At 73.6% G+C, this 19,641-nt stretch carries 17 protein-coding genes and 1 riboswitch; of the genes, 11 read left to right on the top strand and 6 right to left on the bottom strand.

Annotated features, from left to right (window positions below):
- Window positions 1–402: 402 nt before the first annotated feature.
- Window positions 403–544, top strand: a riboswitch (cyclic di-AMP (ydaO/yuaA leader).
- Between the two features lie 237 nt (window positions 545–781).
- The 5 genes from DLJ47_RS16040 to DLJ47_RS16060 all read left to right on the top strand — a co-directional run bounded on the left by DLJ47_RS16040 (window position 782) and on the right by DLJ47_RS16060 (window position 6,299).
- On the top strand, window positions 782–1,609 hold the full coding sequence (locus DLJ47_RS16040; RefSeq protein WP_109900802.1) for a C39 family peptidase: 828 nt from the start codon (window positions 782–784) through the stop codon (window positions 1,607–1,609).
- 121 nt (window positions 1,610–1,730) lie between these two features.
- Window positions 1,731–2,474: an alpha/beta fold hydrolase gene (locus DLJ47_RS16045; protein WP_109900803.1), complete on the top strand. Its 744-nt coding sequence runs from the start codon at window positions 1,731–1,733 to the stop codon at window positions 2,472–2,474.
- 257 nt (window positions 2,475–2,731) lie between these two features.
- On the top strand, window positions 2,732–3,844 hold the full coding sequence (locus DLJ47_RS16050; RefSeq protein WP_109900804.1) for a DegT/DnrJ/EryC1/StrS family aminotransferase: 1,113 nt from the start codon (window positions 2,732–2,734) through the stop codon (window positions 3,842–3,844).
- Entirely contained in the window at window positions 3,841–4,875 is a 1,035-nt protein-coding gene (locus DLJ47_RS16055) for a Gfo/Idh/MocA family protein (RefSeq protein ID WP_109900805.1), read from the top strand. The genes DLJ47_RS16050 and DLJ47_RS16055 overlap by 4 nt, the downstream gene beginning before the upstream one ends.
- Window positions 4,876–5,015: 140 nt before the next feature.
- Window positions 5,016–6,299 carry a nucleotide sugar dehydrogenase gene (locus tag DLJ47_RS16060; protein ID WP_109900806.1) on the top strand — a complete coding sequence of 428 codons (1,284 nt, stop codon included), beginning with the start codon at window positions 5,016–5,018 and terminating at the stop codon, window positions 6,297–6,299.
- A 56-nt stretch (window positions 6,300–6,355) separates the two neighbouring features.
- On the opposite strand, the gene DLJ47_RS16065 is transcribed toward DLJ47_RS16060, so the two are convergent.
- From DLJ47_RS16065 to DLJ47_RS16085, 5 genes are all read right to left on the bottom strand, one after another.
- The gene (locus tag DLJ47_RS16065) at window positions 6,356–6,907 is read right to left on the bottom strand and encodes an acyltransferase (protein WP_109900807.1); all 552 of its coding nucleotides are present in this window, start codon (window positions 6,905–6,907) and stop codon (window positions 6,356–6,358) included.
- A gap of 90 nt (window positions 6,908–6,997) precedes the next feature.
- Entirely contained in the window at window positions 6,998–8,707 is a 1,710-nt protein-coding gene (locus tag DLJ47_RS16070) for a CDP-glycerol glycerophosphotransferase family protein (protein ID WP_109900808.1), read from the bottom strand.
- A 34-nt stretch (window positions 8,708–8,741) separates the two neighbouring features.
- A complete protein-coding gene (locus DLJ47_RS16075) occupies window positions 8,742–10,244 on the bottom strand; it encodes a bifunctional cytidylyltransferase/SDR family oxidoreductase (RefSeq protein ID WP_109900809.1) in 1,503 nt (500 codons plus the stop codon).
- A gap of 133 nt (window positions 10,245–10,377) precedes the next feature.
- Window positions 10,378–11,196: an ABC transporter ATP-binding protein gene (locus DLJ47_RS16080; RefSeq protein ID WP_109900810.1), complete on the bottom strand. Its 819-nt coding sequence runs from the start codon at window positions 11,194–11,196 to the stop codon at window positions 10,378–10,380.
- A complete protein-coding gene (locus DLJ47_RS16085; protein WP_109900811.1) occupies window positions 11,189–12,085 on the bottom strand; it encodes an ABC transporter permease in 897 nt (298 codons plus the stop codon). The genes DLJ47_RS16080 and DLJ47_RS16085 overlap by 8 nt, the downstream gene beginning before the upstream one ends.
- A 179-nt stretch (window positions 12,086–12,264) precedes the next feature.
- On the opposite strand from DLJ47_RS16085, the gene DLJ47_RS16090 reads away from it, so the two are divergent.
- The 3 genes from DLJ47_RS16090 (at window position 12,265) to DLJ47_RS16100 (ending at window position 17,121) form a co-directional block, all read left to right on the top strand.
- Window positions 12,265–12,903 (top strand): TetR/AcrR family transcriptional regulator, encoded by a 639-nt coding sequence (locus DLJ47_RS16090; RefSeq protein WP_109900812.1) that lies wholly within the window; start codon window positions 12,265–12,267, stop codon window positions 12,901–12,903.
- A gap of 152 nt (window positions 12,904–13,055) precedes the next feature.
- On the top strand, window positions 13,056–15,143 hold the full coding sequence (locus DLJ47_RS16095; protein ID WP_109900813.1) for a DUF6077 domain-containing protein: 2,088 nt from the start codon (window positions 13,056–13,058) through the stop codon (window positions 15,141–15,143).
- A 217-nt stretch (window positions 15,144–15,360) separates the two neighbouring features.
- Window positions 15,361–17,121 carry a CDP-glycerol glycerophosphotransferase family protein gene (locus DLJ47_RS16100; RefSeq protein ID WP_199235869.1) on the top strand — a complete coding sequence of 587 codons (1,761 nt, stop codon included), beginning with the start codon at window positions 15,361–15,363 and terminating at the stop codon, window positions 17,119–17,121.
- An 83-nt stretch (window positions 17,122–17,204) separates the two neighbouring features.
- Here the strand turns inward: DLJ47_RS16100 and DLJ47_RS16105 are convergent, their stop codons facing one another.
- On the bottom strand, window positions 17,205–17,543 hold the full coding sequence (locus tag DLJ47_RS16105) for a DUF952 domain-containing protein (RefSeq protein WP_109900814.1): 339 nt from the start codon (window positions 17,541–17,543) through the stop codon (window positions 17,205–17,207).
- 128 nt (window positions 17,544–17,671) lie between these two features.
- On the opposite strand from DLJ47_RS16105, the gene DLJ47_RS16110 reads away from it, so the two are divergent.
- The 3 genes from DLJ47_RS16110 to DLJ47_RS16120 form a co-directional block, all read left to right on the top strand.
- Window positions 17,672–17,983: a hypothetical protein gene (locus DLJ47_RS16110; RefSeq protein ID WP_109900816.1), complete on the top strand. Its 312-nt coding sequence runs from the start codon at window positions 17,672–17,674 to the stop codon at window positions 17,981–17,983.
- A 97-nt stretch (window positions 17,984–18,080) separates the two neighbouring features.
- The gene (locus DLJ47_RS16115; RefSeq protein WP_088995023.1) at window positions 18,081–18,737 is read left to right on the top strand and encodes a response regulator transcription factor; all 657 of its coding nucleotides are present in this window, start codon (window positions 18,081–18,083) and stop codon (window positions 18,735–18,737) included.
- 10 nt (window positions 18,738–18,747) lie between these two features.
- On the top strand, window positions 18,748–19,641 hold an 894-nt coding region (locus DLJ47_RS16120), incomplete at its 3' end, for a histidine kinase dimerization/phospho-acceptor domain-containing protein (RefSeq protein ID WP_146228101.1).

Consider the following 19,641-nt stretch of genomic DNA (forward strand, 5'->3'; position numbering starts at 1 on the left):
GGCGTACGCCGCCGCGGCCCGGCTCCGGCCGGGCCGGCCGCCCGCGCCGCGCGTCGAGGCGGTGCCGGCCCGTCCGGTCGCCCCGGCCCGCTGGCGCCCGGCCCGGGTTGGTTGATCGGGAAATATTCCGGTGACGCCGGTCACAGCCGGCGGGAAATCGGTCATCCGGCACGGACGGGCCGAGCCGCGTCGACAATTCCGGGACGGCACCGCACCATTGTCCGGTTGTCGCCCGGTAACGGCGTCTCAGAGGCCTGTCCCATCGAGTCACGCCAGTGCGTAACTGACCGCAAAATTGTCGAGCCGGAGCAGGTTTACGCAGGTGAGCCGGGGTTGGCAGGCTTCCGACCGACCAGTAATGTCGGCCCGTCCGGTGCGGTTACCGATCGCAAGAGGCGACGCCGCGCCGACCCGCCTAATCATGATCATATGAACCGGGGAACCAATGCTCCGTTGGGGTGAATCCGCGGGCTGCGGCCCGTGGTAGGGCGTACTTCCCGCCCGAATCCGTCAGCTAACCCGGTCGGCGGTGTCGGAAGGAGTTCCATCCTCGTGCAGCACGATCCCACCCTTCGGTTGTCCCCCCGCCTCCACGGCCCCGCGGTGTCCGTACCGCTCGCCCCGATCGCGAGCTGACCGACCGGCAACCGCCCCGCCCGACATCCGGGCGTCTTCCTGAGCGGCCCACCCACCCGCGGACCAGGGGTCCGCGTGGTCGAGCCGGCCTGCCCGCCGGCACCGCCCGTGCGCCGCTCGCCCCCCGAGTCCCCGTGGAGGAACCGTGAAGCACCACCTGAAGCGCCAGTTGCGGCGCATCGCCACCGAACGCCCCTACCAGGTGGCCGCCGCCTCCGCAGCGGCCCTGGTCCTCGCCTCCGGCGCCGGCGCGCTCGCCGCCGGCACCGACGAGGCCCCGACCTCGGCGCCAGCCCAGGCCGCGGTGGCCGAACTGCGTGACGCGCCGGCCGCCGCCTCGCGCGGCGAGGCCCGGACGGGTACCGCCCCGTCCAGCGCCGCGCCGTCCAGCGCCGCCCCGTCGGCCGCCGCCTCGTCGGCCGCGCCGAACCCGGATCTGACCCGCAAGGCGGCGCCGAAGCCGCCGTCGCGCAAGATCCTCAACTACGACTACCAGGCCCAGACGACCTTCTACAACTGCGGCCCGGCCGCCGTGCGGAACGCGCTCAGCGCCGCCGGCATCGGCCGCACCCAGGACGCCCTCGGCGCCCAGCTGGGCACCACCGAGATGGGCACCAACTCCGCCAACGACACCACCCGCGTGCTCAACGCCGTGGTGAAGGGCGACCCGTACCGGACCCGGATGATCTCCGGCGGGGCCGCCACCCCGGCCCAGATGGACCAGCTCCAGGCCGACGTGGTCCGGGCCATCACCGACAAGCGGGGTGTCGTGGTGAACGTCGCCGGCAGCGCGACCGACACCGACGGCGGCTGGCACTCCTTCCCCGGTGGGCACTACATCGCCGTGGTCGGCTACGACGACGACGGCCGGCTGGTGAAGATCGCCGACTCGGCGAACCCGGCGACCGCGTCGTACTGGATGACCACCATCGACCTGGCGAACTGGGCGGCGACCCGCGGCTACTCCGCCTGACACGCACCTGCGCGCCACTGCCATCGGGCGCCGGCTCCCCACCCGGGGGTCGGCGCCCGACGCGTGGTGGCGGCCGGCCGGCTCTCGCCCCGGCCGTCCGACCGGTGGCACACTGCGCCCTATGGTCGACGAATCGGGTACCCGGGACGGCCGGCGGCCGCTCCTGCTGCTGCACGGCATGGGCGCCACCGGCGAGGTGTGGCTGCCCTGGGCGCCGCTGCTGGAGCGCCGGTGGGCCGGCCGGTGGCTGGCCCCGGACCTGGCCGGGCACGGCTGGTCCCCGCCGCTGCCGCGGTACTCCTTCGCCGGGCTGGCCGGGCAGGTCGCCGGCGGGCTCAAGCCGGGTGACCGGCTGGTCGTGCTGGGGCACTCCCTCGGTGGCGTGGTGGGGCTGGCGCTGGCCGCGCGTACCGCCGGGCTGACGGTGGACGCGGTGGTCGGGCTCGGCATCAAGGCGGTCTGGTCACCGGCCGAACTGGACCGGGCCGCGGAGTTGGCCGCCCGCCCGGTCACCTGGTTCGCGACCCGCGACGAGGCGGCCCGCCGCTACCTGAAGGTGGCCGGGCTGACCGGACTGTTCGCACCCGAGCATCCCGTCGTCGAGGCCGGCCTGCGGCAGGTCGACGGCCGCTGGCGGCTGGCGATGGACCCGGCCGCGTTCGCGGTGGGGGAGCCGCGCCTGCCGGCCCTGCTGGCGGCGACCGACGTGCCGGTGGTGCTGGCCCGGGGCGAGCGCGACCCGATGGTCTCCGACGAGCAGCTCAAGGAGCTCGGGGTGCCGGTGGTGACGCTGCCCGGTCTCGGGCACAACGCGCACGTGGAGGACCCGGAGGCGGTGCTCGCCCTGGTCGACCCGTACCGCTGATCCCCGCCGCCCTGATCCCCGCCGCTCCGGTTCCCGGCGGGGATCAGGGTGTTGTGCCGCCATGCCCGGAACCCTCGGGATAACATGCCCGTACGTCCCGGAGTGCGTCGGGCGTCCTGTTTGTCCGGGTGGCCCTTCCCGCACCGACCCCACGGGGTCACCCGTCCGTAACCCCACCACCCCTCCTGTCCACATCTGAACGACCTGGCGCCGCGTCCGGACCCGGACGCGGTCGCTGTTCGACGGGAGGAAGCCCCATGGTCGGGCTGACCACAGAAGAGATTCCACCGGCGAGGCCGGTCATCGGCGAGGCCGAGATCGCGGCGGCGGTACGGGTGCTGCGCAGCGGCCGCGTCGTGCAGGGGCCGGAGGTCGCCGCGTTCGAGGAGGAGTTCGGCGAGCTGGTCGCCGGCCGGCACTGTGTCGCGGTGAACTCGGGCACCTCCGCCCTGCAGTTGACCCTGATGGCGCTCGGGTTCGGCCCCGGCGACGAGGTGATCGTTCCGTCGTTCTCCTTCGCCGCCAGCGCCAACGCGATCCGGCTGGTCGGCGCCCGGCCGGTCTTCGTCGACATCGAACCGGGCAGTTTCTGCCTGGACCCGGCGGCGGTCGCCGCGGCGGTCACCCACCGCACGGTGGCGATCCTGCCGGTGCACCTCTACGGGCACCCCGCCGCGATGGACCGGATCATGGCGGTCGCCGACCGGCACGGGCTCGCCGTGGTCGAGGACGCCGCCCAGGCGCACGGCGCCGCGCTGGCGGGACGGCCGGTCGGCGCGTTCGGCACGGCCGGCTGCTTCAGCTTCTACCCCACGAAGAACATGCACTCGCTGGAGGGCGGCATGGTCAGCACCGCCGACGGCGAGCTGGCCCGTACCCTGCGGCTGCTGCGCAACCAGGGCATGGAGCAGCGGTACGCCAACGAGATCGTCGGCGCCAACATGCGGATGACCGACGTGGCCGCGGCGATCGGGCGGGTGCAGCTGCGCCAGCTGCCGGAGTGGACGGAGCAGCGGCGAGCCAACGCGAAGCTGCTCGACTCCCGGATCACCGGCATGGTCACCCCGCCGGTCGCCGACGCCGCCCGGCACGTCTACCACCAGTACACGGTGCGGGTGCCGGGCGGTCGCCGCGACGCGGCCCGCCGGCGCCTCACCGAACTCGGCGTCGGCAACGCCGTCTACTACCCCACGCCGATCCACCGCCTGCGGCCCTACCTCGCCGAGGACGGCCGACCGGGCCCGTGGGAGCTGCCGGAGACCGACCGGGCCGCCGCCGAGGTGATCTCGTTGCCGGTGCACCCGTCGGTGTCCCAGCAGGACCTGGACAGGATCGCCGAGGGCGCCAACCTCGCCGGGGGTGCCCGATGACGCGGGCCCGGCTGCGCGCCGGCCTGATCGGTCTCGGCGCCATGGGGCGCAACCACGCCCGGGTCCTCGCCGCCCTGGACGGGGTGGAGCTGGTCGGCATCGTCGACCCGGCGGGCGACCCGACCGGCGCGCTGCGGGTGCCGGTCGTACCCGATCTGGAGGGCCTGCTGGCGATCGGCGTCGACTACGCCGTGGTCGCCTGCCCGACGGCGTTGCACGAGCAGGTCGGGCTGGCGCTGGCCGCCAGCGGGGTGCCCGCGCTCATCGAGAAGCCGCTCGCCCAGTCGGTGGCCGCCGCGAGCCGCCTGGTCGAGGCGTTCGAGGCCGCCGGCCTGGTGGCCGGGGTCGGCCACATCGAGCGGTACAACCCGGCCCTGCAGAGCCTGCGCCTGCGGCTGGAGGCCGGCGAGCTGGGCGAGGTGTTCCAGGTGGTCACCCGGCGGCAGGGGCCGTTCCCGCACCGGATCGCCGACGTGGGCGTGGTGATGGACCTGGCGACGCACGACATCGACCTGACCAGCTGGGTGGTCGGCCGGGAGTACCGGACGGTGTCGGCGCGGACCGTCTCGCGCAGCGGCCGGCTGCACGAGGACATGGTCGCCGTGGTCGGCCAGCTGGCCGGCGGCGCGATGGTCAACCACCTGGTCAACTGGCTGAGCCCGCTGAAGGAACGGTCCACGGTGGTCACCGGCGAGCGGGGCTGCTTCGTCGCCGACACCCTCACCGCCGACCTCACCTGGTACGCCAACGGGGCGATCGACACCGAGTGGGAGGCGCTGCGCGCCTTCCGTGGCGTGGCCGAGGGCGACATGGTCCGGTACGCGATCCCGAAGCGCGAGCCGCTGCTGGTGGAGCACGAACGGTTCCGCGACGCGGTCGACGGCACGGAGAGCGACATCGTCACCCTGCGGCAGGGGCTGCGCACGGTGCGGGTCGCCGCCGCGCTGCTCCAGTCTGCGGCCGAGGGCAGCACGGTGGAGATCGACACCGACCTCGCACCCGTACCCGCGGCGACCGTCGCGCTGTCCTGAGCGCCTCATCCATCCCGCGGTTCTGACCGGCGCCCGGATCCGGGCCGATCGGCACCAACCGCCCGGCCGGCTCGTTGTCGCCGTAGTGCCCGCGCCACCGGGTCGGCCGGCCGCCGTTCCAACACGAAGAAGGAAGAGCCATGAACATCTGTGTCGTCGCCCTCGGGAAGATCGGCCTGCCGCTCGCCGTGCAGTTCGCGACGAGCGGGCACCGGGTGGTCGGCGCCGACGTCTCCGAGCGGGTCGTCGGGCTGGTCAACGACGGAGCGGTCCCGTTCCCGGGCGAGGCCGACCTGGACGTCCGGCTGAAGGAGGCGGTGGCGGCCGGCCTGCTGTCGGCCACCACCGACACCGCGGCGGCCGTCGCCCGGTCCGAGGCGGTGGTCCTGGTGGTGCCGCTCTTCGTGGACGACCGGGGGGTGCCGGACTTCGGCTGGATGGACGACGCCACCCGGGCGGTGGCGGCCGGGCTCCGGCCGGGCACCCTGGTCAGCTACGAGACCACGCTGCCGGTGGGCACCACCCGGCACCGGTTCGGCCCGATGCTGGCGCAGGGCAGCGGGCTGACCGTGAGCGAGGACTTCCACCTGGTGTTCAGCCCCGAGCGGGTGCTCACCGGCCGGGTCTTCGCCGACCTGCGCAGCTACCCGAAGCTGGTCGGCGGCGTGGACCGGGCGTCGACCGCGCGGGGCGTGGCGTTCTACGAGTCGGTGCTCCAGTTCGACCCCCGGCCGGAGCTGCCCCGCGCCAACGGGGTGTGGGACCTCGGCTCGGCCGAGGCGGCGGAGCTGGCGAAGTTGGCCGAGACCACCTACCGGGACGTGAACATCGGCCTCGCCAACCAGTTCGCCCGGTTCGCCGCCACCGTCGGGGTGGACGTCATCACCGTGATCGAGGCCTGCAACACCCAGCCGTACAGCCACATCCACCAGCCCGGCATCGCGGTGGGCGGGCACTGCATCCCGGTCTACCCGCGGATGTACCTGTGGAACGACCCGGCCGCCAGCGTGGTCCGGGCCGCCCGGGAGGCGAACGCCCAGATGCCGCAGTACGCCGTCGACCTGCTCGCCACCGCGTACGGCGAGCTGACCGGCGTGGAGGTGCTGGTCCTCGGCGCCGCCTACCGGGGCGGGGTGAAGGAGACCGCCTTCTCCGGCGTCTTCCCGACCGTCGACGCGCTGCGCGCCCGGGGCGCCCGGCCGTACGTCGCCGACCCGATGTACACCGCCGCCGAGCTGACCGCGTTGGGGCTGCCGGCGTACGCCGACCAGGCGGTCACCGCTGCGGTGATCCAGGCCGACCACCCGGAGTACCGGTCGCTGACCCCCGCCGACCTGCCCTCGGTACGGGTGCTGGTGGACGGTCGCCGGATCACCGACCCGGCGCGCTGGACCGGCGTCCGCCGGATCGTGATCGGCGGCTGACCACCGCGGCCGAGCGCCTCCGGTCAGCCCGAGGCCGGTCAGCCCGAGGCCGGCCGTCAGCCCAGGTCGAGGCCGGCGGGGCGGGCGGCCGGGTCGCGGGAGACCACCTCGCCCCGGGCGTCCACCCAGCCCAGCGGGCGGGCCGGGTTCCCGGCCACGAGCTGGTACGGCGGCACGTCCCGGGTCACCACCGACCCGGCCGCGACCATCGCGTACGCGCCCACCTCGATGCCGCAGACCAGGGTGGCGTTGGCGCCGATCGAGGCGCCCCGGCGGACCAGGGTCGGCGTGACCGTCCAGTCCGGATTCTGCGCGCGGGGGCGCAGGTCGTTGGTGAAGACCACGCACGGGCCGACGAAGACCTCGTCCTCGAGGGTGACGCCCTGGTAGACCGAGACGTTGTTCTGGATCTTCACGAGGTCGCCGACGGTCACGCCGGCGTCGACGTACACGTTGCGGCCGATGACGCAGCCGGCGCCCACCCGGGCGGAGGACCGGATGTGCGCCAGGTGCCAGACCTTCGTGCCGTCCCCGACGTACGCGCCCTCCTCGACGTCGGCCGTGGGGTGGACGAAGACGGGGGAGAGCGCCGTGCTGGTGTCAGTCATGTCGACTCGCAGGACTCGGGTACCGGGACTCGGCGTAGGATAAGTCCCTCTTGACCGATTTCACCGGCACCGCGCCGGATGGCCGGCGGGTCAGGTGGCGGGGGAGACGGTCTCCGGTTCGACCGGCAGCCCGCCGGTCCGCGGCGCTGGCGGCCGGGCACCCCGGTCGAGCTCCCGGCGGGCGGCGGCCAGGAACGCCTCCGCGTACGACTCGGCGGGGAAGTCGCCCAGGTAGCGCCGCCGGGTGGCCCACCGGTCCGGCGCCAGCGGATCGGTGTCGAGCAGCGCGTCGAGCACCTCGTCCACGTTGGCCATGTCCCGGCTCAGCACGTAGCCGGAGCCGGCCAGCGGGAACCGCTCGGTGAACCGGTCACCGTCGCCGCCCATGTCGGTCACCGCGTACGGCTTGCCCGAGTAGAGGTAGTCGGAGATCACCCCGGACACGTCGGAGACCAGCGCGTCCGAGCGGTTCACGCACTCGGTCAGGGTCAGCTCGCGGGCGGCCGCGCCGAAGACGTGCTGCCGGCCGGTGCGCGCCCGGTCGGCGGCCAGCAGTTCGGTGAGCCGGCCCAGCTGCCGGGCCGAGGTCGGGTTCTGCGCGGCGTACGGGTGGGCCCGCAGGATCACCGTGGCCCCGCGCGCCAGCAGCCGCCGCAACAGCGTCTCCGCCACCGGCAGCGAGCAGTAGTTGGCGTCCGCGTGGTGCCCCGTCCAGGTCGGCGTGTAGAGCACGGTCGGCTGCGCCAGGCCGCGCGCCGGCTCCGGGCGGACCTTGATCGCCTCCACCTGCGGGCGGCCGACCACCTCGAACTTCTCCGCCGGGATCTCCACCCCGGCCCGGGCGTACCGGTCGATGGCGGCCTCGCCGGCCACGAAGATCCGGTCGAAGATCGCCGAGACCGGGTTGGCGCTGGGCGCCTTGTCGCTGTCGCCGTGGTGCAGCTGCACGTGGGTGAGCTGGGTGAACCGGATGCAATGGCTGTTCTTGGCGCCGTGGTTGACGTAGAAGGCCACCCGCAGGCTCGGCACCAGGGCCTCGTCCATCGCCTTCAGCGTGGGGCAGTAGACCACCGGGGCGGTGGTGGCCGCCGCGATGCTGCGCAGGAACTCCGGCTCGCGCACCATGACCAGGAACGGCCGGCCGATCCGCTCCAGGTACGGCAGCCACATGGTGACCTGGTACTCGGAGCCGGGCGGCGCGGAGAAGTGCAGCAGGAACTCGGGCTGGTGCCGGCGCAGCGCCCGGGTCACCGCCGACCCGCCGGCCGGCGGCCGGAACCGCCGCCGGGCCAGGTCGAGGCCGACCGCGCCGGCGCTCGCGCCGACCAGCAGGCTGGCGACCAGCGCGACGGCGGCGGGCAGCGCGAACGCAGCTGCCAGCGCGACCACCGCGAGCAGCCCGAGCAGGGCGCTGCCCAGCTGGGCGGCGACCAGCGGCGTCCAGCCGCGCACCGACAGGTTGGCGGCCCGGATCTCCAGGTTCCCGGCGTCGCGCAGCGGCCCGACGAGCAGCACCAGACCCAGCAGCACCAGCGCGGTGACGGCCAGCACGGGATCGAACCCGGCGTCCAGCCGCCGGGCGTAGCCGACCAGGATGCCGGCCGCGACCAGCACGGTCTCCGGCACGCTGTCCGCGCCCGGCCGGACCCGCCGCTCCCACGCCGCCGCGGCGAGCGCGGCCAGCGCCAGGCCGAGCCCCCAGCCGGTGGCGCCGGTCAGCGCCACCACCAGGAACGCCAGCACCGCCAGCCCGGTGGTCAGGCCCCGGGCGACCAGCTTCCGGACCAGGTCACCACGCATCTCGGCTGCGCCTCCCGCCGTCGCCGCGCCCGGGTCAGCCGCCGACGGCGGCGCCCGCCGCCTGGTCGGCCTGCGCCGGCGTCGGCTGGGCGGGCACCTCGCCCGGCGCCCGGCGTACGTCGATGACCTGCCCGGTGAGGTCGGAGATCAGCACGTCCAGCGACGCCCGGGCGACGGTCTCGGCGGCGAGCAGGGTGTGCTCCGGCTCCTCGCCGAACGCCTTGGTGCGCATCGGGGTGGCGGTCCGCTCCGGGTTGACGCAGTTGACCCGTACGCCGAACTCGGCCCACTCGTCGGCCAGCGCCTGGGTGAGGTTGACCAGGGCGGCCTTGGTGGAGGAGTAGAGCGCGTACTGGGCCCGCCCCCGGGTGTACGAGCTGGAGGTGTAGAGCAGCAGCTGGCCCTTGGTCTGCTGGAGGTAGGGCAGCGCCTGCCGGGCGGCGATGACCGGCCCGACGAAGTTGACCTGGAGCACCCGGTCCATGGTCTCCTCGTCCATCTCGACGAGGGCGCCCTTCTCCAGGATGCCGGCGGTGACCACCACGTGGTCGATCCGGCCGGTGGCCTCGAAGGCGGTCTTCAGCGCGGCCTCGACGTCCGCGGCGCGCTCGACGTGGGTGCCGGTGCTGGAGCGGCTGAACGGGAACACCTGGGCGCCGTAGCCGCGGGCCAGCTCGGCCAGGTCGTGCCCGATGCCGTAGCTGCCGCCGAAGATCACGATCGTCCGGCCGGTCAGCTCCTCGGTGTAGCTGCGGTGGTCGGTCAGCCGGGGCGCCTGGGCGGCGGCGAGCTGGAAGAGCTTGTCCGCCAGGTGCACGTCGACCGGGTGGGTGACCTTGATGTTCTCGTCCGAGCCGTCGATCACCTTGATCGGCGTGCCCGGCAGGTAGCGCAGCACCACGCCGCAGTCGTCGGTGGCGGCGAAGTCCGGGTCGCCCTCGGCGCGCCGGTACGCCTCCCGGATGGTGCCGGAGCGGAACGCCTGGGGGGTCTGCCCGCGGCGCAGCGACGAGCGCACCGGGATGTCGGTGATGCAGTCGTCCTCGTCGACCTGGATGATCGTGTCGGCCGACGGGATGGCCACGTCGACCGCCGAGTACGTCCAGAGCGCGTTCACGCACTCCCGCACGATCCGGCCGCTGACCAGGGGCCGCACCGCGTCGTGGAAGAGGATGTTGCAGTCGCCCGCGCCGACCGCGTCCAGCGCGATCCGGGTGGTGGCGTTGCGCGTGTCACCACCCTCGATGACCTTGGTGACCTTGCGGAAGCCGGCCTTCTCGACGATCCGCTGCGCGTCGGCGACGTGGCCGGCGGCCATCAGCACGATGATCTCGTCGATCTCCGGGGCCGCCTCGAAGACCGCCAGGGTGTGCTCGATGATCGGCTTGCCGGCGATCTTCAGCAGCTGCTTCGGAATGCCGAGGCCCAGCCGGGTCCCGGTGCCGCCCGCCAGGACCACCGCCACCGTCCGCGTGGGCCGCCACGGCGCCGCGGTCTGCGGCGCGGCGTCCGGGCCAGTGGTGTGGTCCTGCGTCATTGCCGATCCTCACTCTCAGGGGTACGTGAACAGAAGGTTCCGCCGGCGCGGCGACGGGATGAACCTTAACGCGCCGGCCGCGCCGCCCCAACGCGACGACGCGGCCCGCGCGCACGCGGATCGATGGCTGGGCCTACTTGCCGTTGGTGAACGCCTCGTAGGCCCGGACCACCTCGTCGGTCGGGCCGTCCATCCGGATGACGCCCGATTCCAGCCAGATTGTCCGCTCGCACGTGTCGCGGACGGAGGAGAGCTGGTGGCTGACCAGGAACACCGTGCCGGCGCTCTCCCGCAGCTCCCGCACCCGCTGCTCGCTGCGCTTGCGGAAGCCCTTGTCGCCGGTGGCCAGCGCCTCGTCGATGAGCAGCACGTCGTGCTTCTTCGCCGCGGCGATGGAGAAGCGCAGCCGGGCGGCCATCCCGGAGGAGTAGGTGCGCATCGGCAGCGAGGCGAAGTCGCCGCGCTGGTTGATCCCGGAGAACTCGATGATCTCCGGGGTCTGCCGCTGCACCTCCGCCGGGTGCATGCCCATCGCCAGGCAACCCAGCACGACGTTGCGCTCGCCGGCGAGGTCGTTGAAGAGGGCGGCGTTGACGCCCAGCAGCGACGGCTGGCCCTGGGTGTAGATCGCGCCGCGGTTCACCGGCAGCAGGCCGGCGATCGCCCGCAGGATTGTCGACTTGCCCGAGCCGTTGCTGCCGATCAGCCCGATCGCCTCGCCCCGGTACGCGGTGAAGCTGACCCCCTTGACCGCGTGCACCTCCCGGATGTTCGGCGCGGAGGTGCGGGTCACGATCCGCTTGAGCGCGCCCACCGGCCCGCCACCGCCGCCGGCGCCCTTGTGCACCCGGTAGATCACGTGCGCGTCGTCGACCACCACGGTCGGGATCCGCTCCCGGACCCGGGGCAGGGTGACCGTCACGTCGTTGGACGTGTCGAAGTGCTCAACCACGGCCGTACTCCTGTTCGCCGCGCCAGAAGTAGAGGAAACCCCCGGCGCCCATCACGATCGCCCAGCCCACCGCCACCAGCCAGAGCTGCGGCAGGGAGGAGTTGAGCAGCGGGGCGTCCTCCAGCAGGGCGATCCGGCCCAGCTCGATGTAGACCAGCATCGGGTTCAGCTCCACCAGCCGGGTGGCCCAGCCGGGCAGGTTCTCCGCGAAGAGAGTGACGCTGTAGAGCACCCCGGAGCCGTACATCCAGGCGCGCAGCAGGAACGGCATGACCTGCTTCAGGTCGGCCACCTTCGCGCCCAGGCGGGCCACCGCCATGGTGAGCCCGGCGTTGAAGATCGTCTGGAGCAGGATCGCCGGCACCAGCACCAGCCAGCCGAGGGTGATCGGCTCGCCGGTGATCAGCACGATCGCGATCAGCACCACCATCGCCCCGAGCAGCTGCTGGAACTGGGTGACCGTGACCGCGAGCGGCAGGCAGGCCCGGGGGAAGTGCAGCGCTCGGATCAGGCCCAGGTTACCGGTGATCGACTGGGTGCCGTTCTGCACCGCCGTCTGGGTGAAGTTGAAGATGAACAGGCCGGTGCAGAGGTACGCGATGAAGTTCGGGATCTCCCGCTGCTCCAGCACCAGGCCGAAGATCAGGTAGTAGACCGCCGCGTTGGTCAGCGGGGTGAGCACCTGCCACAGCTGCCCCAGCTTGGCATTGCTGAACGACGCGACCAGCTTGGCGTTCGCGTACGCGGAGATGAAGTGCCGGTAGTGCCAGAGCCGCCGGCTGTACTCGGCCAGCGAGGGGCGAACGCCTGCCACCCGCAGCCCGTACCGGGCGGCGAGCTGCGCCTGGGTGAGGCCGGCGTCGGGGTCGGCCAGCGCCGTGTCGGCCATGGATGGGCGCTCCGATCTTTCGGGTTCGACGGGGATGCGCGCGACGATGGAATCTAGCGTGGCCAGTGCGTGGAGCGCCGCCCCCGTCGCTGCGTGGACCGTAGTTCAAAACACGTCGGGACGCAACCGTACCGTCGTTGCGCTACATTGTTCCACGTGACAGCCGAGAAGAGTCCCAGGTGACGACCGAGAAACGGCGCACGCCGGCCGGCGCGGCCGTGCTCCGTGACGACATCACCACGGCCATCCGCCGGGCGCTGATGCAGGAGCTCGCGGCGGTCGGCTACGGCCGGCTCTCCATCGAGGCGGTGGCCCGCCGCGCCGGGGTGAGCAAGACCGCCATCTACCGGCGGTGGAGCTCGAAGCTGGAACTCGTGCTGGACATCGTCTCCGCCGCTGCCGGCGGCAAGCTGCCGGCGCTGGACACCGGGACCCTGCGCGGCGACCTCGAACTGCTCTTCCAGGTGGTGGCGCACGCGTTGCGGCACCCGCTGGCCTCGCAGATCATTCCCGACCTGCTGGCCGAGGCGGCCCGCAACCCGACCATCGACGAGACCCTGCAGCGGGTGCTGCGCGCCCGGCAGCAGGAGATCGGCGGCCGGCTGATCAGCCGCGCGGTGCAGCGCGGCGAACTGCCCGCCGACACCGACCCGGACGCGGCGGTCGACCTCATCGTCGGCCCGCTCTACTGGCGGCTCGCCATCGCCCGCACCCCGCTCACCACCGGCTACCTCGACACCCTGGTGGAGTCGGTCGCGATCGGGCTGGGCGCGGACGGGGCGCTGCCCCGGCAGCGGGAGGCACCGGTCACCGGCTGACCTGCCGACCCGCCGGCGCCGCCCGCGCCGGACACCGGCGCCCGAACCGTCCGGCTAGTCTGCATGCCAGTCGGGTCGCCGACGGGCCCCGTCGGCACCGCCGTCCCGTTTCATCGCCCACACCGTGCCCGTACAACCGACAAGGACCCCCCGTGTCGAAAGTCGACCACGTCGCCGTCGCCCCGCCGCGCTCCGCCGCGGCCGCGACCCCGGCTCCGGCGGAATCCGGCCGGCTCCGGTCCCTGATCGCCGCCGCACCCGCCGTCCTCACCGACGCTGGCGTGCTGGCGTTCGCGCTCTGGACGGTGCTCTACCACGCGGCGTTCCTGTTCAGCCTGGCCCCGTCGGTGACCTTCACGATCTGGCTGGCCGGTTGCCTGGTGCTGGCCGGGGTGGCCGTGCTGCGCGCCGTGCGACGGCGCCCGGCGGCGCCCCCGGAGGAGGCGACGGCCGCCGCGCCGACGGCCACCACCGGGGAGGCGGCCGGGTACCCCCGCCGCTGGCTGGTCGTGGTGCTGGCCGCGGCGGCCGTGGCCGCGGTCACCGCCGGCCTGGCGAACACCACGGCCGGCGACGGGATGTCCTGGTGGGTCCCGGCCAGCGCCGGAGCGGTCGCGGCGGTCGGCGGGATGCTGCTGATCCGCCGGATGTGGCTGACCTCCCCGGTGACCGCGTCGGTCGCGCCGGCGCCGACCGCGTTCCAGTCCGGGTACGCGCTGGTCGTCTCGCTGCTGGTCGCCATCTCCTCGTTCTTCATCGCCCGCAACACCCCCGACGACGTCTACTACGTCGGCAAGTCGGTGTGGATCGCGGAGCGGGACATCATCCCGCTCAACGACTTCCTGTTCACCGAGAACGTCGCCCCGCCGATGGGTTCCCAGCCGCCGATCGCGTCCATCGAGGTGTTCGCCGGGGCGCTCGGCCGGGTCTTCGGCATCCACGGCGCCTCCGCCACCTGGTACGTGCTGCTGCCGGTGCTCGCGGTGCTCGCCATCCTCGCCCTCTGGCGCCTGGTGCAGCGCTGGGCCCCGCGCCGGCCGCTGCTCGCGTTCAGCGTGGCCGTCGCATTCCTCTACCTGGTGGCCGGCAGCGACGCCGCGCTCGGCACCTTCCACCTGCCCCGGCTCTACGAGGGCAAGGGCATGTTCGTCTCGGCGGTCATCCCGCTGATGTGGCTCTACCTGACCAACTGGTTCGACAACCGCTCCCGGTGGGGCCTGCTGCTCATCGTCGCGCTCTCGGTGACCGCGACCGGGCTCACCACCACCGCCGCGATCATCCTGCCGATGCTGGTCGGCGCCGCGGCGTTCGCCATGCTGCTGGTCGGCCGGTGGTCCGACGCGCTGCTGGCCGGCGCGGCCGCGGTCGCGTACCCGGTCGGCTCGGTCGTGGTCTCCCAGCTGGTCCTCGACATGGCGACCGCCACCGGCGCGGACGACGCGTTCTTCGACGCCGAGTACACCTACCGGCGGACCCTGATGATCGGTGTGGTCGGGGTGATCTGCGGGCTGGCGCTGTGGTGCGGCCCGCTGCTGGCCCGCCGGCGCACCCCGGCGCTGCTCGCCGCCGGCGGCACCCTGACGCTCAGCGTGCTGCTGATCCCCGGGGTGCTGGAACTGCTCAGCGACCTCAGTGGCATCTCGGTGGTGCTCTGGCGGGTGCCCTGGCTGCTGGCGCTGCCCACGCTGGTCGGGCTGCTCTGCACGGTGGACATCCCCGCCCGGATGCCGGCGCTGCGCCGAGTGGTGGGCGTCGGCGTCGCGGCGGCCATGGTCGCCTCGTTCGCGGTCTTCGCCACCCCGATGTGGTCGAAGGAGAGCTGGGTGACCGTGCACGACCGGCCGACCTGGAAGCTGCCGCAGCAGCGACAGGGGATCGCGTTCTGGATCAAGGACCTGGACCGGCCGGACGGGCTCGTCCTCGCCCCGTCGGTCATCATGCGGACCTCGCTGATCGTCACCAGCCGGGTGCGGGTGGTCCTGCCCCGCGACTTCTACCTGGTGGAGTACGACCTGAACTCCGACTTCGCCAAGGACCGACTGCTGCTCGCCAAGTTCGCCGACGGGACCAGCACCCCGTCGGAGGCGGAGGTGGCCACGGCGATCGACCGGCTCGGCGTCGGCACCATCTGTGTCTACAACGGCAACAGCTACGCCCGGGAGATGGCACCGCGGCTCGGCTTCGAGCAGTTCGCCGAGCGTCCCGCGCCCGGCGCGGTGACCTGCTTCCGGCGCGGCTGAGCGGCACGCCGGCCGTCCGCGACGACGCCGTGCGGGTGTGCCGCGCGGTGCGGCGTGGACGGCAAGGTGCGGGGTTTGACCGAAAGGTGCCGGATACCCGAGCGACGCCCGGCTGTCCCCTCGCGTTAAGGTCGCAGCACGCGCTGACGGCCCGCCGCGGGGGGAAGAGCACGACATGGGCCCGGCCCGTCATCGATCTTCGTAGGGAGCGTACTCGTTGTTCGGCACGTTGACAGGACGCATCGGAGTCGCCGCCCGCGGCGCGCTGCTGGTGTTGTCCTACCTGGTCATGCTCGCCGCGGGCGCACTCGGCTGGATCGGCTTGTTCGCCGTCGCCGGGCTGGTCGCCGTGCTCGGCGAATTCGCCCTGATGCGCTGGTCGCCCGCCTCCGACGTGCTGCTGGAGAAGGTCGGCCTGAACCGCGGCTACCGGCAGCTGACCCGGGACCTGGCGACCGTGCTGCTGGTGGCCGCCGAAGTGGCGCTGAGCGGAGTCGAGCTCAGCCTGCTGCTGGTGCTGCCCGCCGCGGTGTGGGTGGTCGCGGTCTTCTCCGGCGCGCTGGTCACCATGATCGAGCGGCGCAACCCGCAGTCGGCGCTGGTGCGCAACATCGAGCTGGGTCGGCTCCGCTCCGCCCCCGAGCCGCCGGCCTGGGCGTCCGCCATCGCCGGTGACCGGATGCCGGTGGTCAACGTGCTGCTGGTGCCGGCCGCGGTGGTCGCCGCGGTGTCGGACGACGCGGCCCCGTTCCTGGTGACCGCGGCGGTGACGGTCGCGGTGACCGGGGTGGTCGGCGCGATCGTCGCGCTGACCTGGCTGCGCGGCCGGGGCAGCGGGCAGAGCCCGTTGCTGCCCGCCGTGCAGCGCTGGCTGGACACCTACCGCCCCGAGGTGGCGCTCTACTTCGCCGGCCCGGCCAAGGACGTCTACCAGGCCAACATGTGGCTGGCCCCGACCGAGGCGCTGCAGCAGCGCGCGGTGGTGCTGCTGCGCAACAAGGAGGCGTTCCTCGAACTCGCCGACACCCGGCTGCCGGTGATCTGCGTACCGGCCGGGGTGGACTTCATGAACCTCGAACTGGGCAGCGTGCGCGCGGCGCTCTACGCGGCCAACGTGGGCGCGAACATCCACATGCTCCGTGAGCCGGGCATGAAGCACGTCTTCGTCGGGCACGGCGACAGCGACAAGGCGGCCAGCGTCAACCCGTACAGCAAGGTGTACGACGAGGTCTGGGTGGCCGGGCTCGCCGGCCGCGAGCGGTACGCCCGGGCCGGGGTGGGCGTGCTGGACTCCGACATCGTCGAGATCGGACGCCCGCAGCTGGCCGGCGTGCACACCTTCGGCGCCGAGGCGGTGGACCGGCCGTTCACCGTCCTCTACGCGCCCACCTGGGAGGGCTGGCTCGACGACGACCCCTACCACACCTCGCTGGTGCTGATGGGCGAGCGGATCGTCAAAGGGCTGCTCGCCGTCTCGCCCCGGATCCGGCTGATCTACAAGCCGCACCCGCTGACCGGCTCGCGGGCCAAGGAGGCCAAGGCGGTGCACGACCGGATCGTCGGGCGGATCCGGGCCGCCGGCGGCGACCCCGACGCGACCTCGCTGGACGGCACCCGGCACCTGGTGGTCACCGGCCGTACGCCGGCGCTGTTCGACTGCTTCAACCAGACCGACCTGCTGATCAGCGACGTGTCCAGTGTGGTCTCCGACTTCGTGCAGAGCCAGCGGCCGTACGTGGTGGCCAACCCGGGCGGGCTGCCGGAGGACGAGTTCCGCCGGGAGTACCCGACCGCCCGGGCGGCGTACCTGCTCTCCGCCGACTGCGGCGAGCTGGAGAAGATCGTCTCGCTGACCCGGGCCGGCGACGACCCGCTGACCGAGGCCCGCCGGGAGCTGAAGACCTACCTGCTCGGCCCCGCGGAGGCCAATCCGATGGACCGGTTCCAGGAGGAGATCGCCCGGCTCTGCCACCGCTGAGCGCGCGCCGCACCGACCTCGCCGCGCCCGGAACGACCACGTCGTCCCGGGCGCGGCCCTTTCCGGCGTACGCCGGGAACCGCTCAGTCGAGCAGGGCGGCCACCGCGTCGGCGGCCGGGGTGTCCGCCGGCAGCGCCTGCGCGGCCACCACGGCGGCCACCGGCAGTGGGCCGTACAGGTGCGGGAAGAGCTGCCCACCCCGGGACGGCTCCCAACGCAGCGCGCCGCCCAGCCGGGCCGGGTCGACGGTCAGCAGGGTCAGCCCGGTGACGCCGGCGAAGTGCCGGCGGGCCGTCTCCACCACCTGGTCGGCGGCCGAGAGGTGGACGAAGCCGTCCTGCCGGTCCACGGCCGTGCCCGCCAGGCGCCCGGCGGCCAGCGCCTCGTCCCACTCGGTGGTCGGCAGCAGCTTGTAGATCACATCGGGAGCCTACGCGCCCGGGAGGGCGCCGGGCGGCTCGTCCGGGCGCGGCCGGTTTCGCCGGTACCGGCCCGTCCGTCGCCCCCGGCCCGGCATGCTCAGGTGGAGCGGGTCGGAGAGGGATGGCGATGCAGAGCTACGACGACGACTGGACCGACAGCCAGCGCGCGCTGTACGACGAGTGCTACCAGGCCGGCGGCGAGTGGGCCGACGACCCGGACACCCCGAGCGAGGACGTGCAGCACGTGATCAACCTCGGCGAGGCCGACGACGACACCCTGGCCGACGCCGAGATCGACTTCCCGCCGCTGGTCGACGCGGTCACCCAGGCCACCGGGGAGAACGTGACCAGCGTGCCGGCCAGCCACGACGATCCCGGCTTCCGGGGCTTCCTGGACGGGGTCCGGGACGCCGTCGCCGACGACACCTTCGGCCTCTAGCGCGGCCGACGGACGCCGTACCACCGGGCCGGCCCTCCCGCCCCGGTCCGGCTTCTGCCACCATTCGGGTCGACGGACCGACGAATGGGGGACCCGCTTGCGCATCCTGCTGGTCGAGGACGACCGCCGGGTGGCCGCCGCGCTCTCGTCCGCCCTCACCCGGCGGGGCTACGAGGTCGAGCACGCCGCCACGGTCGCCGCCGCGCTCTCCGCCGCCCCCTGCGACCTGGTCCTGCTCGACCTGACCCTGCCCGACGGCGACGGCACCGACCTGTGCCGGGAGCTGCGCCGGCGCAGCTCGCAACTCGGCATCATCGCGGTGACCGCCCGGGGCGAGGAGCGGGACCGGGTGCTCGGGCTGCGGCTCGGCGCGGACGACTACGTGGTCAAGCCGTTCTCGATGGTGGAGTTGCAGGCCCGGATCGAGGCGGTGCTGCGCCGGGCCGCGCACACCGTGCCCGAGCGCAACCTGATCGAGTCGGGGCCGGTCCGGATCGACGTGGCGGCCCGTACGGTGACCGTGGCCGGCCGGGCGGTGGCGCTCACCCGCAAGGAGTTCGACATCCTGCTCTCGCTGGCCCGGCAGCCGGGGGTCGCGGTGCCCCGCGACCGGATCCTGCTCGACGCCTGGGGCACCACCTGGGCCGACCGGCACACGGTTGAGGTGCACGTCGGCTCGCTGCGCGGCAAGCTGGGCGACCCGCGCCTGGTGGAGACGGTGCGCGGCGTCGGCTACCGGCTGCGCGGCGAGTGAGGGGGCACCGGTGCGCCGCCGCCTGGTGATCAGCTACCTGCTGCTGATGGTGCTGGTCCTGATGGCGCTGGAGACCCCGCTGGCGGCCACCCTGGCCACCCGGGAGACCGACCGGGTCCGCGCCGACCGGCTCGCCGACGCGACCCGGTTCGCCTCGCTGGCCGGCCCGGCGCTGCGCGGCGGCACGCCCGGCCCGATCGACAACGAGCTGCGCAGCTACGACGAGCTGTACGGGATCGGCGCGGCGGTGGTCGACCGGGACCGCCGTACCGTGGTCGCCTCGGCGAGCTGGCGGGCCGCCCCGGGCACCGGCGCGGCGCTGGACACCGCCCTCTCCGGCCAGCAGGCCAGCGGACCGGAGTCGGTCTGGCCGTGGGTGGACGGGCCGATCGTGGTGGCGGTGCCGATCAACGACGGCGGTGAGGTGCTCGGCGCGGTGGTCACGGCCACCCCGGCCGACGCGGTCCGCCGTTCCGTCACCACCTGGTGGCTGCTGCTGGCCGGGCTGGGCCTGCTCGCGGTGCTGGCCTGCGTGCTCACCGCGTTCGGGCTGGCCGGCTGGGTGCTGCGCCCGGTCACCGAACTGGACGCGGTCACCCACGAGATCGCCGAGGGGGACCGGGGCGCCCGGGTGCAGCACCGGCTGGGTCCGCCCGAGCTGCGCCGGCTGGCGACCAGCTTCAACCACATGGCCGACGTGGTGTCGGACGTGATGGACCGGCAACGCGCCTTCGTCGCGCACGCCAGTCACCAGCTACGCAACCCGCTCACCGCGCTGCGGCTGCGGGTGGAGGAACTGGGGCCGAGCCTGACCGACCCGCAGGGGCGCGCGGAGCACCGGCTCGCCCTGGAGGAGACCGACCGGCTGGCCCTGGTGCTGGACGCGCTGCTCACCCTGGCCCGT

The organism is Micromonospora sp. S4605, from assembly GCF_003176715.1.
In the GTDB taxonomy this organism is placed as follows: Bacteria; Actinomycetota; Actinomycetes; order Mycobacteriales; family Micromonosporaceae; genus Micromonospora; species Micromonospora echinaurantiaca.

What these genes read in the sequence shown, in the direction of transcription:
- DLJ47_RS16055 (WP_109900805.1), top strand. Translation starts at nt 3,841, where the DNA reads ATGACGCGGGCCCGGCTGCGCGCCGGCCTGATCGGTCTCGGCGCCATG.
- DLJ47_RS16045 (WP_109900803.1), top strand. Translation starts at nt 1,731, where the DNA reads ATGGTCGACGAATCGGGTACCCGGGACGGCCGGCGGCCGCTCCTGCTG.
- DLJ47_RS16065 (WP_109900807.1), bottom strand. Translation starts at nt 6,907, where the DNA reads ATGACTGACACCAGCACGGCGCTCTCCCCCGTCTTCGTCCACCCCACG.
- DLJ47_RS16070 (WP_109900808.1), bottom strand. Translation starts at nt 8,707, where the DNA reads ATGCGTGGTGACCTGGTCCGGAAGCTGGTCGCCCGGGGCCTGACCACC.
- DLJ47_RS16075 (WP_109900809.1), bottom strand. Translation starts at nt 10,244, where the DNA reads ATGACGCAGGACCACACCACTGGCCCGGACGCCGCGCCGCAGACCGCG.
- DLJ47_RS16085 (WP_109900811.1), bottom strand. Translation starts at nt 12,085, where the DNA reads ATGGCCGACACGGCGCTGGCCGACCCCGACGCCGGCCTCACCCAGGCG.
- DLJ47_RS16060 (WP_109900806.1), top strand. Translation starts at nt 5,016, where the DNA reads ATGAACATCTGTGTCGTCGCCCTCGGGAAGATCGGCCTGCCGCTCGCC.
- DLJ47_RS16110 (WP_109900816.1), top strand. Translation starts at nt 17,672, where the DNA reads ATGCAGAGCTACGACGACGACTGGACCGACAGCCAGCGCGCGCTGTAC.
- DLJ47_RS16050 (WP_109900804.1), top strand. Translation starts at nt 2,732, where the DNA reads ATGGTCGGGCTGACCACAGAAGAGATTCCACCGGCGAGGCCGGTCATC.